This is a genomic window from Acinetobacter sp. 226-1 (assembly GCF_030329325.1).
In the GTDB taxonomy this organism is placed as follows: Bacteria; Pseudomonadota; Gammaproteobacteria; order Pseudomonadales; family Moraxellaceae; genus Acinetobacter; species Acinetobacter sichuanensis.
The window spans coordinates 143662-156635 of the sequence record NZ_JACANU010000006.1 but is presented as its reverse complement, the minus strand read 5'-3'; the positions used below and the strand labels follow the sequence as shown (position 1 = coordinate 156635).

The 12974-nt window shown below is 37.6% G+C and carries 10 protein-coding genes and 1 pseudogene; 3 read left to right on the top strand and 8 right to left on the bottom strand.

The features are described from left to right. The first annotated feature begins 83 nt into the window (after nucleotides 1-83). Nucleotides 84-353, top strand: coding sequence for a hypothetical protein (locus HX124_RS11645; protein WP_213069646.1), 270 nt, complete (start codon nucleotides 84-86; stop codon nucleotides 351-353). A 62-nt stretch (nucleotides 354-415) separates the two neighbouring features. Here HX124_RS11645 and HX124_RS11640 read toward each other — a convergent pair whose 3' ends face one another. The 7 genes and pseudogenes from HX124_RS11640 to HX124_RS11610 all read right to left on the bottom strand — a co-directional run bounded on the left by HX124_RS11640 (nucleotide 416) and on the right by HX124_RS11610 (nucleotide 6884). Next, the gene (locus tag HX124_RS11640) at nucleotides 416-784 is read right to left on the bottom strand and encodes a hypothetical protein (protein WP_286383204.1); all 369 of its coding nucleotides are present in this window, start codon (nucleotides 782-784) and stop codon (nucleotides 416-418) included. Continuing rightward, a pseudogene (locus HX124_RS11635) lies at nucleotides 777-1035 on the bottom strand (oxidoreductase); the annotation flags it as partial. The pseudogene HX124_RS11635 and the gene HX124_RS11640, both read right to left, overlap by 8 nt. 20 nt (nucleotides 1036-1055) lie before the next feature. After that, the gene (locus HX124_RS11630; RefSeq protein ID WP_286383203.1) at nucleotides 1056-2138 is read right to left on the bottom strand and encodes a patatin-like phospholipase domain-containing protein; all 1083 of its coding nucleotides are present in this window, start codon (nucleotides 2136-2138) and stop codon (nucleotides 1056-1058) included. Nucleotides 2139-2744: 606 nt separating this feature from the next. Then, complete coding sequence (locus HX124_RS11625; protein WP_286383202.1) at nucleotides 2745-4364, bottom strand: ABC1 kinase family protein; 1620 nt, start codon at nucleotides 4362-4364, stop codon at nucleotides 2745-2747. Nucleotides 4365-4367: 3 nt separating this feature from the next. Continuing rightward, on the bottom strand, nucleotides 4368-5048 hold the full coding sequence (locus tag HX124_RS11620; RefSeq protein ID WP_286383201.1) for a ubiquinone biosynthesis accessory factor UbiJ: 681 nt from the start codon (nucleotides 5046-5048) through the stop codon (nucleotides 4368-4370). 31 nt (nucleotides 5049-5079) lie between these two features. After that, nucleotides 5080-6024: a bifunctional demethylmenaquinone methyltransferase/2-methoxy-6-polyprenyl-1,4-benzoquinol methylase UbiE gene (gene ubiE, locus HX124_RS11615; RefSeq protein WP_286383200.1), complete on the bottom strand. Its 945-nt coding sequence runs from the start codon at nucleotides 6022-6024 to the stop codon at nucleotides 5080-5082. Nucleotides 6025-6176: 152 nt separating this feature from the next. Next, the gene (locus HX124_RS11610) at nucleotides 6177-6884 is read right to left on the bottom strand and encodes a DUF8198 family protein (RefSeq protein WP_286383199.1); all 708 of its coding nucleotides are present in this window, start codon (nucleotides 6882-6884) and stop codon (nucleotides 6177-6179) included. Between the two features lie 206 nt (nucleotides 6885-7090). Here HX124_RS11610 and pap point away from each other — a divergent pair, with 206 nt between their 5' ends. Beyond that, the gene (gene pap / locus HX124_RS11605) at nucleotides 7091-8509 is read left to right on the top strand and encodes a polyphosphate:AMP phosphotransferase (protein ID WP_286383198.1); all 1419 of its coding nucleotides are present in this window, start codon (nucleotides 7091-7093) and stop codon (nucleotides 8507-8509) included. A gap of 108 nt (nucleotides 8510-8617) precedes the next feature. On the opposite strand, the gene HX124_RS11600 is transcribed toward pap, so the two are convergent. Next, nucleotides 8618-9130, bottom strand: coding sequence for a hypothetical protein (locus tag HX124_RS11600; RefSeq protein WP_286383197.1), 513 nt, complete (start codon nucleotides 9128-9130; stop codon nucleotides 8618-8620). A gap of 181 nt (nucleotides 9131-9311) precedes the next feature. Here HX124_RS11600 and HX124_RS11595 point away from each other — a divergent pair, with 181 nt between their 5' ends. Continuing rightward, nucleotides 9312-12968, top strand: a complete 3657-nt coding sequence (locus HX124_RS11595) for an exodeoxyribonuclease V subunit gamma (RefSeq protein WP_286383196.1) — start codon at nucleotides 9312-9314, stop codon at nucleotides 12966-12968. The last annotated feature ends 6 nt before the right edge of the window (nucleotides 12969-12974 follow it).

Sequence of the window (12974 nt, the reverse complement as noted above, 5' to 3'; positions counted from 1 at the left end):
ATAATTGCTTTAAACGCACGTAATAGATAGCGTGGAGCTTGTATAGTGTACGTTATTTCCAACATTTTAGGAAAATATTGATCATGGATTTAGTCGAGATCAAAAAACTTGCAGACGCTTTTAAAGCTGAAGATGAGGTTGCATTAAGTAATCAAGTATTTAAATTAAAAAAACAAAATGTAGGGCTGCTAGGTTTAATTTATTTTGTTCAAGTTAATCAGAAATTATCCTTAAGTGAAGCAAGAACAAAGACTCTCAATTTTTCATTTTGGCATGTAGAAGAACTTTTAAAAATTGAAGAAAGTCACCAAATTATGAAAAGTGACTTTATTGAGAAAGATGAATTTGATTAAAAAAGCATCGTAGCAGTGATAGTTTACGTGATTTGAGGAAAAAAATTAGTATAATTAAACGACTAAGATCTGAATAATGGGCGAGTTAATATCAACTCAAAGCTTTCTTTGTCAATGTCTATTTGTAGCTTAAGGTCAGTGATCTTTCCAAAATTATAAATATTACATTCAACAAGAAAACAATTTTTATCCATAACTTCGATATGAAATAAAGGCATGTTTTTCGGCATGGTTTCAGGAAGTTCTTCAAATGAAATGATGCTGAGTTGATAATTATCTTCAAATGAAGAATTGAGTTCCTCATGTAATTCTTCAAGCATGGCATCAGTCACTTGGTTATATTCAAATAAACCTTGACGATCATTTTGATTAATTCTGTGTAGGAAATCCTGAACCAATTGATGAATCTGTAATTTTAAAAGTTTATCCATGATCATTTCTCTTAGAAATCTCTTCATCCTTCATCTGACTAAACATCCCTGATTTTAAACCTGACACTGTAATTGCCATCTCTTTAAGAAAATAGGGGATTTGATATATCCACAGAAAACTCAAATCACGTAAACTGCTTCCCTACCAAAGATCAGATTGATATAACAGTGTCAGTAGACGACTTAAAAGTGATAAAAAGCAGTCGAGCTTTGACGATGTTGATGGTAATCTGCCAAAGCTTTGTATAATCATAAATTCTTTATTTTTGAATTACAAACCTTGCATCACTTCCGTAAAATTCTGCTTTTCGACCAATTCCAGAAACTCATCGCCCATACGCTGGCTTTCAGCCACGGTTTGCTTCCATAATTTTTTACGCTCAGCATCAGACAAGCCTTTTAAAACAAAATCTTTACGGTCAGGTAAACGACCTAAAGGCAATGATTGTAAATATTCTTGAGAGGGAGAAATCAGCAAAGTACGTGCCTGATTTTGTGGATTGGCTCTGCGCGATTTAAACATCTTATCGAACCAACCTGGGGTGATGCTATCGGTAAAATGGGGATATAAAACAATGCCTTTACTCTCAAAAGGCAAGTCAATGTGATAGTCAATTAAACCGCCATCACGATAAGCCCCTTTAGGTGCGTCAACAATATTCTTCACCGCAGGGGTGACCGCAGGAATGGAACCCGAAGCCATGAGCCAATCGGCGACATTGTCGGTATTAAAGTTAATGTAATGGGTTTTAAATGCATCATCCTGAATTTTAAACTGTGGAAAATCAGTTGGCTGACAAATCACACGTTGCATAAATTTATTTAAATGATCACGTGAAATCGCATTACTACCGATAATCCCAAGCAAGGAACTATATAGCGCAAGCTTTTGATCACTCTGAAATAAATGTTCAGCTTTTGCTGCAATAATCGTCAAATGATAATCAGGATGATGAACCAATTGATCAGCTTTATTGCCTAAAATACCATGCAACATATCACGTGATATTTTTTCGATATCTGCTATTTTCATGCCTTTTTTAAAGGGCAAATTGATATATAACTCAGCCAGTTTTTCAGGTCCGAGTTTTTCACCTTGGGCAATAATCCCTGCAAAACGCCATGCACCCACAGATGAGCCAATTAAAAAACGGCGTTGTTTGGCTTGAGGAAGAAATTCAGCAAAGATGGCTTGGTCAAGACCCATTAAACCAATGCCTTTTGGACCACCTGCCGCACCGGGAATCATGTCGACATGATGTGCTTGTAGTCCTTCTTTTTCTATGAGTTGTTTGGCAAGTGAGCCTGCTTGAATTGTTAATGCAGCAGGGCGTTTTTGTAAAATTTGGGTCATGGTTTCACTCACTCAAACGGATGTGAGTATTTTAGGAATAAGCCGTGACAGGACAATGGCGATAGGTTTCAGTGGGTGACTTAGGAGTCATTAAATATTTTATTCAAATTCTTTGAATATAAGTCGCCATTAATTCTTCATTTTTCCTATTTATGTCACGGAATATCAAATAGAAACATGTAACGTAAAATATAGAGTAAGTATTGATATACCAACTATTAATTAAAGAATACATGGTTGCAAGAATAAGCCAAAAATTGAATAGACGAATAAGATTTTTTTGCGGTACAGATATTAATAGTAAAAATGGAATGAAGTTAAATAAAGTGGTTTGCCAGAAATAATTGCTATCAATAAGCTTTCCCAACGTTGAGTTTGGATTGGCAAGAGTGAAATCAAAAAAATGATTATGAATATTTAAATAAGCAAAAATGTTAAGTACATTGGGTACTATCAAAAATAGACTGATCCACATAACGCTACTTTTCTTTTGTCTATAGACAGCCCATAAAAAACTATTTTTCATTATTTTCTTTGAGTTAATTTATTATTGTCTTGATTTTAAAATATTGAGCACCTTTTAAACAAGATGCTCAATCAAAAGATTTACTTCGCAATCCGCCAAATGGCTAAAACACTTGCCAATACAATCAACACAATAGAAATATACCATGGTGCAATAATCGCAATAGATAAGAAAATTGCCATGATACTACCGAACATCCAACTGCGTTTTTGTTGATGTTCCACTTCCAAACGCATCATTTGCAATTCATGTAATTGTTTTGCATGCCATGCTGATTGATTTTTTAAACCATTTAAACTGTCGATCATTAAGGTCGGGAAATCCTGTGCACCTAACAGTAAATCAGGAATCTTTTGTCCTAATTCTTTTAAGTTTTTCTGCGGATTCATTTGCGCTTTAACCCATTCGGTCAGAATCGGTTTTGCCAGACTCCAAATGTCCAAATCAGGATAAAGATCTGTACCTAAACCTTCCACATGTACCAATGTTTTCAGTAATAACATCAGTTGTGGTGGGATTTCCAAATGGAAACGACGGGCGATATCCATGACCTGAATCAGGATGCCTGCAAAGTCCAATTCATGCATCGGCTTAGACACCATAGGTCCAACTGTGCGACGCATTTCACGGGCAAGCGCATCTTGATCAGTTCCCGGTGGAATCCAACCTGCTTGATGCACAATCTGAATCAGTTGCATGAAATCGCTGTTCATCACGGCGAGTAACATGCGAGCAACAGTCATCTGATCGGACTTAGACAATTCGCCCATAATTGCACAATCAAGCGCAATATAACGAGGTTTGCTTGGATTCAGGGTTTCAACAAAGACATTTCCCGGATGCATGTCGGCATGGAAAAAGTTGTCACGGAACACTTGGGTAAAGAAAATGGTTAAACCTTTTTCAGCTAGATCTTTACGATCCATGCCGAGTTTTTCAAAGGTTGCAATATCCGAAATCGGTACGCCTGTAATGCGTTCAGCCACCATCACGTCTTTGCTGTCCATATACACTTCAGGCACATACATCATGCTTGAGCCCGTGAAGTAATGGCGCATACGGCGGGTATTATCCGCTTCTAAAGTCAAATCGAGTTCATTCAAAATGACTTGACGATAGTTCTCAATAATTTCTGAAATATGCACAGCACGTGCTGCTTCCAAACGTTTTTCTAAACTTGCACCGAGCCATCTGAGAATTTCAAAATCTTCTAAAATTTGACTGCGAATGTCAGGACGAGTGACTTTGACCACCACTTCACGACCATCATGCAAAGCCGCAGTATGCACTTGTGCAATAGATGCCGCAGCCAAAGGTTGCTCATCAAAGCGAGCGAAAAGTGTCGTGATATTGGCTTTTAAAGATTCTTCAATACGGGTTTTGGCAACATCAACACCGAATGGTTTCACTCGATCTTGTAATAAAACCAATTGCTGTAAAATTTCAGGTGGAATTAAGTCACGGCGTGTTGAGAGCAATTGCCCCATTTTAATCGCCAAAGGACCCATTTGTTCCAAAGCTTCTTTGAGCTTGAGTGGATTCTTTTTCTCTTTGCTTGACCATGCCGCAGGGTGCATACGAATAAGCGACAAAGCATGGCGGGCTTTTTCAGGTAATTCTTCCGCAGGAACCAGTGTGTCGAGTCTATAGTGCGCGGCGATGCGCCAAAGTTCGAGTAAACGGCTAATATGCGGAATCATAAATTACATTACCTGATCTTGAGAGGGAGTAGTGGGGTTGAGTTGTTGCTGTAGCTGCTGAATTTTAGCTTCAAGTCGATCAATATTCTGATTGAGTTGACGGGTATCCTGTTGCAGATCATCCATTTGCCAGCGTGGTGCAAATAAACCTGTGTCTTCTTTTAAAAAGTCCTCGGCAAAGAATAAATGACTTTGCAGGGAACGCTTTAAATGTTTAGGTGCAAGCTGAATTTTGGCAATTTCATGTGCCAATGCAGGACCAATCCACGGGCTTAAATGTGACGCCAAATCAGGCTCAGCCTGTTGGATAATACGTTGAATATCCTGCAATAAATGATAATCACCTTGCAATGGAATATTGCCAATATCATCAGCTAAAAATAGCTTTGCCAATGCAACAATGTTTTTTACATGCAAGGTTGCAGTTGCTTCCGTGGTGACTGTATTTTGATCAAAAGGACGTTGCTCAAAAACCGAAGGTGTTTCACTTTTACCAGTTACAGTCGGTTCTAAACGGACTTTATTTTCATCAAAAAAGACATCAACAGATAGCTGTGGTGAATCAATCACCACACGCAGCAACTTGCCTTGTAATTGATTGAACTGAATGCGAGTGATCGCATCCAGATTGATAAATTGATTGATGAGTCGTTCAACTGCACCCAGTGCCAGAATGGACCACATAATTCAACCTTTATGCTATTTTGGAGAAAACTTAGAGTTTAAAGCCACGGTGTACCGCAACAATACCACCCGTTAAATTGTGGTAATCGGTATTTTGGAAGCCTGCATTTTCCATCATGCCTTTTAAGGTACGTTGGTCAGGATGCATACGGATGGATTCAGCTAAATATTTATAACTTTCCGAGTCATTCGCCACGATTTTACCCATGATTGGCAATGCCGTGAATGAATACAGATCATACAGTTTTGAGAATGGCTCAAATACAGGTTTAGAGAATTCTAAAATCAGTAAACGACCACCCGGTTTAAGTACGCGGTACATGGCTTGTAGTGCTGCATCTTTATCGGTCACATTACGTAGACCAAAGCTGATGGTTAAAAGGTCAAAACTATTGTCTTCAAATGGCTCTAAAGTTTCAGCATTTGCCAAGACAAAATCGACATTGGTACAACCAGCATCAATCAAACGGTCACGACCAACATTAAGCATGGATTCATTGATATCTGAAAGGACTACATGACCTGTAGGACCAACTTCACGGCTGAATACTTTGGCTAAATCACCTGTACCGCCTGCAATATCAAGCACGCGCTGACCACGGCGCACACCAGACATATTGATCGCAAAGCGTTTCCATAAACGGTGAATACCAAATGACATTAAGTCATTCATAATGTCGTATTTGGCTGCAACAGAGTGGAATACTTCTGCGACTTTTTGTGCTTTATCTTCACTGCTGACGGTTTGATAACCGAAATGTGTGGTTGCACCGACATTGCCTGTATTGGCACCACGTGGCAGATTATATTTTGGTACCGTTCCTGAAACAGGCGTGTCAGTCAACTGTTGTTGTAAAGACTGCTGTTGACCTTGTAGTGCGCCTTGCGGTAACGGTTCTGTTAAGAATGGACTCACGTTGTCTGTGTTTTGTGCCGACTCTGCTTCTGGGGTTGGCTTTTGGTTTTCATTCGACATCTGAGTCACTCCTGAACACAAAAATGGGAAATTTGCTCTTGCATCGCATAATGACAGATTCTGCAAAAATTTGCAGTCTTCATCATCAAATAGTTATGAATAATATACAGAAGAGATGACATTTCATCTGTCATTTATGCAATCAAACACTATCATATTCTAAAAGGATTGGCTTGTCCTGAATGCACATTATTGACAATTTCACGCTCTTTTGTTGTAAATGCATGAATAAAATCAGCAGCAGATTTCATTGGTTTCATTGCCACAAAACCTTCGCCAATGAACTCATACATCAATTGGAAATTGTATTTATGTGCAGTACCTTTACACATTTTAAAGGCAGTATGCATGATAAATGAGCGCATATATTTATCGAGTGCTGTACCTAAATCATCAAGTAAATTGAGTTGTTGTTGACGCTGCTCGGCTTGATCAAGTTTGATTAAAGTTTGGCGCATCATTTCATCATTAATATCTTGGTTTGCAGGATAGTCTTTGAGTAATTGTGCTGCGACTTGTTCATCCAGTTGCATGGCTAAAACTGCAAGACCAATCGATTTTAATCCTGTTTTAATGGCATTTTCAGGAATAATTTTTTCAGCCTTATGTGCATATTTTAATAATCGTTCAATTTGTATGGCTAAAGGATCAAAGTCAGGACCCCCATATAAACGGTTGATAAAATAATCAGCCATGAGTTTATTTTCTTTGCGGTTAAATAACTCAGTATGAGTGTCTAAAATACGTGTTTTGAGCCAATCTTGTGCTTCATGCAGACGTTTTTCTAGCACAGGATCTTGATGGTAATTAAACTGTTTATATTCTTCTAAAAGCTGATCTAATGCTGCGAGTTTTGACATGTGTGAACTCAATTTGAAATATATAAGAAAATCATAAACACAGTTTAACTGAACAACCATGACGATATTGCTTTAAGATGACTGAAATTAGGTCAGTCATTGGAATGATCAAGTAAAACATCAATAAAACTGATACAAAAATGAGTTCAAGTGAAGCGAAATATTTGTAAACTTGAATCAGTACAAAAACATAAAAAGAGAAAAGTATGACGACACCTGAAAGTAATGTTGAACTTGTTGATGCAGGTCAGCTCACTTTAGATTTGATAGAAGCGCAATATGGCTTAAAAAATACGCGTGGGCAAAAAAATGCAAAAAGTCTGGTGATTTTAGTCAGTGGTATTGAGCTTGCAGGAAAAGGGGAAGCCGTTAAACAATTAAGAGAATGGGTTGATCCACGCTATTTACGTGTTAAAGCTGACCCTCCTTATATGATGCAAAAAAATCAAGCATTTTGGCAGCCTTATGCTCGTTACATTCCTGCGGAAGGGCAGATGATCGTCATGTTTGGCAATTGGTATAGTGATTTACTTGCCACTGCGCTGCATGTGTCAGAGCCAATGGATGATACTTTGTTTGATGCTTATGTTGCGCAAATGAATGCCTTTGAACAGGATTTAAAAAATAACCATGTTGATGTGATAAAAGTTTGGTTTGATTTATCTTGGAAATCTTTACAAAAAAGATTAGACAAAATGGATGTTGAGGAACAGCGTTGGCACAAATTACATGGTTTAGATTGGCGCAATAAAAAACAATATGACAATGTACAAAAATTACGTCAGCGTTTTACCGATGATTGGTTGATCATTGATTGTGAAGATGCTGAAGTACGCGATCAGCAATTTGCTCAAGCGATTTTAAAAAACTTAAAACATTTGCCTCATTATCCAACACAAGTCAAAACAAAATGGAAACAAGCTGAAGTTCCCAAAGCATTATTAGCACCTGCTACAGCAGAAATGTCGAGTGAAGATTATAAGGCTGAGCTGAAAAGCTTAAGTAAAAAAGTAGCTAAAGCTATGCGTTTTGATCCACGTAAAGTTTTGATTACTTTTGAGGGCATGGATGCAGCAGGTAAGGGCGGAGCAATTAAACGCATTGTCAAAAAACTTGATCCTCGTGAATATGGAATTTATACCATTGCTGCACCTGAAAAATATGAATTGGCTCGACCTTATTTATGGCGCTTTTGGACAAAGTTATTAGAAGATGAAAAAATTTCGATTTTTGATCGTACATGGTATGGACGAGTATTGGTCGAACGGATCGAAGGTTTTGCAACACCTGCTGAATGGCAACGTGCCTATGATGAAATCAATCGTTTTGAAAAAGATTTGTCAGATAACCAATATATCATTGTAAAATTTTGGCTTGCAATCAGCAAAGATGAACAAGAATTACGTTTTAAAGCACGTGAAGAAACACCACATAAACGTTTTAAAATTACAGAAGATGATTGGCGTAATCGAAGTCATTGGGATGATTATTTAAATGCCGCAGCAGATATGTTGCAACGTACCAATACTTTTTATGCACCTTGGCATGTGATTGCAACCAATGATAAATATTCAGCGCGAGTTGAAGTATTAAAAGCAATATTGAAGCAATTGAAAGCAGATTGAGAGGGTATTTAAAAATTCTGTATCTTTGAAAAATGTAGCCAAATATACTGAATAGCACTTTATATCACGCAATAAAAAGCGGACGCTGAGTCCGCCTTCATTCAATCATTAAGAATATTTTACAATTTTTTCTTTTTGTTTGTTTTGAATGCCTTTTGCTAATTTATAGCATTCATCCACATGTGCTTCAGCCACTTTCTTCATCACAATATAGCCTAAACTTGCAGCGATAATAGACCCACCTAAAGGAATAAATTTGGTGACTTGTTTGGTAATGACTTTTGCAGCAACATTATTTAAAGAAGATTTGACTGCTGTACGGGCAACCACTAAGCCTGAAAACTCAAAACCGCGTTTACGTAGTTCATTCCAATGAATCTGTTTGGTTTTTGGGTCATATACACTGATTTGCTCGGGTGCTAAACCAAAACGTGCATTAATCTCAGGAATGAGTTGTGACAAGATCCCGACATCAATCACGACATCAAAAAAAGGAATAGGAACAACGGCTGCACCAGCAGAAAAATACGAGCGTTTTTTAACAAGTTCAATGCATTCTATGCGAATGCTTTCTAAATTTAAATTTGGATCAATCGAATCTGGAATTTTATCAATTTTCATTTAGGTTCACGCTCCATTAAGCTGTTTATAATATTTGCGAGTAAAAGCATCTATACATATGCTGAGTGATTAAAAAAAAGTGGTATGAACAATGCTTTAAAAGTGGCACATTGTGTTTAAGATGTATAGTAATGAAAGTTTATGATTTTGTGTTCGTTTTAATGTTATAAAATGAGGAAGTATGGGGATTCATGTCATTCAAAGCCAATCTATTGAAGTATTGGTACAAGGTATTTTACAAAGTGCGACAGCACCTTCAAACGACCCATTTTCTGTTTTAAGAACACAACATTTTATTGTCCCTAGTCCAGCCATACAGGAATGGTTAACTCAACGTTTAGCAGAACAGCGTGGTGTAAGCGCCAATACTGAATTTCATCAACGGATTCGTGGCTTTCAGTGGTATGCCTATAAGCAGGTTTTGAATGGTGAAGATGATCGTGTCGGTAAAGCCAACGTTCCTAGCTTGATTATGAAATGGCGAGTTTATCAGACTTTAAAAGATTTCATTCAAACGAAAGAGAATAATTTAGCCCCAGAACATCCGCTGTATCCATTGATTCAACGTATTTATGATGCGGCTGCACAACTTGAGCATGGACTCGAAAAACAACAAAAAAAACAAGGAATGTTATATTGGGTCGCAGAACAAGTTTCATTATTATTTAATTATTACATGGTTTATCGTGGGCAATGCCAACGGGGCTGCCGTGATCTTTGTACTTGTCCAAGTAATTGGTTAGGGCAATGGGGACGAGGGCAAGCGCTCAATATTGAACAACAATTTCTAAAAACCGATCAACAAGTCTCAGCATTTCGTCTTGCGCAGGCGCAAGAGTTAGAACAGTGGCAACGTTGGTTGTGGATGCATATTTTTCATGAAGATTTTGCAGAAATGCAAATGATTGATACCTTATTTTGGCAAGTATTTGATCATCCACAGTTGCGTGAAGATGCGCTTAAAAATCTACCTGAAAAAATTGTGGTTTTTACCTTATTAGAATTACCACCACAACAATTAAATTTTTTAAGACGTTTAGGTCAATATCTGGATGTGATCATTTTACATTACAACCCATCGCAAGAATATTGGGCGGATAGTGTCGATCCAAATTGGAAAAAACGCTATGATTTGGGTGTAAAAGCACGTTTTATTGAAAAAAATCCCAAAGCGACAGATGCAGATTTACAACGTTTTTTTGATGAATTTACTTTAAATTTTAATGCGGAAGTTCGTGAGTCACGCCATCCATTGCTCACTCGTTTTGGTAAGCAAGCACGTGATCATTTCTCTTTGCTTTCACAGTTATCTTCAGGAGAAGAAGGACAGTGGATTGATGCTTTTGTGAATGAAGAGCCAAAAAATTTACTGAGTCAATTACAGTCCGATATTTTATATCTTATTGAACCACAAGAACATAGCTATCCATTAGACCTCAAAGATCAATCTATACAAATTCATGTTTGTCATTCAACTTTGCGTCAACTTGAAGTATTAAAAGAACAGTTGATTCACTGGTTAGCGCAAGGAACACCCGAGCAACCACGCCGTCCAAGTGATATTTTGGTGTTAACACCGCATTTAACTGAAATTGAACCTCTGATTCGGAGTGTATTTCCACATATTCCCCATCAGGACAGTATTCATGTGCCTGCTAAAATTGCAGGGGTGACGCAGCTTGATGTGGAAAATGCATGGCGCGCGATCTTGGGCAGAATTGAGTGGTCACAAGGTCGTTTTAGCATTGAAGATTTTTCAGATTGGTTAACTTTAGAAGCGACTCAACTACGTTATGGTTTGGATGTACAAAATACTGAACGTATGTTGGAGTTACTCATTCAAGCAGGATTTAAGCGTGGTTTTGATGCAGAACATTTACAACAAACGTTGAGCGAGGATGATCAGGATTTCCGTTTTAGCTTTAAATTTGCTTTAGATCGTTTAGCTTTAGGTGTGGCAGTTCCAACGCATGCTGTTTTTGAGCAAACTTTAAGCTATCAATATGTTCGGTCAAGTGATTTTGAGTTGATTGGGCAGTTGATTGAGATTTATCAAGATTTTTCAGCACGTCGTTATTGGTTAACTCAACATGAATCAGGACAAGGTCATAGTGTCGAAGAATGGCTAGGTATTTTAATTGATGAAGTAAATCAATTTATTCATGCCAAAGTTGATATTTTGAAAGCAGTAAAAGAAACCATCAGTTTACAACAAAAAATGTTGCGACATTCTTATTTGCGTTTAGAGGATCAACAGCAATATGTAACGCATCTAAAAGGTGTACATTTACCTTTAACTTACGTACTGGCTGAAATTCATAATGCTTTGTCTGGGCAATTAGAACAAACATTACCAACGGGTGATATTACATTTAGTCAAATTGGGCAAATTCGTCCATTGCCTTATAAACTTGTAGTCATACTCAATTTAGACAGTGGCAAATTTCCAAACCGAAACCAACATATTCCTTTTGACTTAATGGAGTTACTCCGTCCGCAATTGGGTGATCGTTCTCGTTTAGAAGACGATCAGGGTGCATTTTTAGACAGTTTGTTGTTAGCACAAGACGCGCTCTGGTTATTTTATAATGGTTTTGATGTCAATGATAGCGAAGTTCGTGATCCTTCAAGTGTTTTGCAAGAGTTGATTGCTCATTTACAACTGATTTGTGAAATGCCAAAAAATCAGAGTGTATCTGCATCTGAACAGGTCATAGAAATTCCTGAAAACTTACGCTCTTTATATCATATTCATCAGTTGCAACCCTTTGAGCCTCAAGGTTTTGTCGAAAATAGTGCTGTACGCTATCAAGATCAGTGGTACAAAGTCGCAAAATATTTACAACAATCAGCACATTTAAGTCAGCGTGAAGCATGGGTAAATACGCCTTATCCTGCTGTACAAGAAAGCATGACCATTTTAGAAGCAGGACAATGGATTCAAGATCTGACTTTCCCTGCGCGATTATATTTAAAGACTTTAGGTGTACAAAACTTAAAAGTACAGGACTTACCTGCACAGTCTGAACCTTTAGTTTTAGATGGTTTGGCGCGTTATCAGATTCGTGATTATTTACAGCAGCAAGATGAAGAAACTGCACATAAAATTGAACTGTTACAAGACCAACTTCCTGTGGGTAAAGTTCAGCAAAGCGCATGGCAAATCAGTATTGCTGAACAAAATAGTTTAAAAGAGCGCCTTGCGATCTATACCGATGCAGTGACTGAAACAACCCAACGTCAGTGGCGAATAGAAGCACATACCGTGATGAATATTACTGTTCCACAAAAATTTGCACAGGACTGGGTGAGTTTAGATGCATCTAGTGGACGTGCAAAACGTCGAACCAAAGTCTGGCTTGAATATCTTTTGTGGTTAAGCTATCTGAATTTAGGCGATGAGCAGTCAGCTAAATTACGACGTGTTGCTGTCTTTAGTGATGTCACAGTGATCAATACAGGTGTCACTTCTCAGCAAGCCAAACGTTATATTGATGAATGGTTTAAAGCCTATCTGTATGCACAATCTGAACCTTTGGTTTTACCTGCCGCCTTACTACTTTTATTGGCTGAAAAATCTAAAACACTAGAATGGTCGATGGATGAACAACAGCAACCACAATTAGATAATATTGAAGATTTACTCAAAGAGTGGAATAAAAGTGATGCCTTTTTACCTTTTGCTTTAGAAGAAATGGAATGGAGTAAAAAGCATTATGATTGGCAGTTTATTTTGCAAGAACAAGATACGACAGCTTTGCTGAAATATGCGTGTGAACATTATGCTTATGCGCTATATCAACCTATTTATCAATATCAATCTGTGGCAGAGGAATGAAAAATG

Bases quoted from the DNA above. Each gene is read 5' to 3' on its own strand.
- HX124_RS11645 (WP_213069646.1), top strand. From the start codon at position 84: ATGGATTTAGTCGAGATCAAAAAACTTGCAGACGCTTTTAAAGCTGAA.
- HX124_RS11640 (WP_286383204.1), bottom strand. From the start codon at position 784: ATGGATAAACTTTTAAAATTACAGATTCATCAATTGGTTCAGGATTTC.
- HX124_RS11630 (WP_286383203.1), bottom strand. From the start codon at position 2,138: ATGACCCAAATTTTACAAAAACGCCCTGCTGCATTAACAATTCAAGCA.
- HX124_RS11625 (WP_286383202.1), bottom strand. From the start codon at position 4,364: ATGATTCCGCATATTAGCCGTTTACTCGAACTTTGGCGCATCGCCGCG.
- HX124_RS11620 (WP_286383201.1), bottom strand. From the start codon at position 5,048: ATGTGGTCCATTCTGGCACTGGGTGCAGTTGAACGACTCATCAATCAA.
- ubiE (WP_286383200.1), bottom strand. From the start codon at position 6,024: ATGTCGAATGAAAACCAAAAGCCAACCCCAGAAGCAGAGTCGGCACAA.
- HX124_RS11610 (WP_286383199.1), bottom strand. From the start codon at position 6,884: ATGTCAAAACTCGCAGCATTAGATCAGCTTTTAGAAGAATATAAACAG.
- pap (WP_286383198.1), top strand. From the start codon at position 7,091: ATGACGACACCTGAAAGTAATGTTGAACTTGTTGATGCAGGTCAGCTC.
- HX124_RS11600 (WP_286383197.1), bottom strand. From the start codon at position 9,130: ATGAAAATTGATAAAATTCCAGATTCGATTGATCCAAATTTAAATTTA.
- HX124_RS11595 (WP_286383196.1), top strand. From the start codon at position 9,312: ATGGGGATTCATGTCATTCAAAGCCAATCTATTGAAGTATTGGTACAA.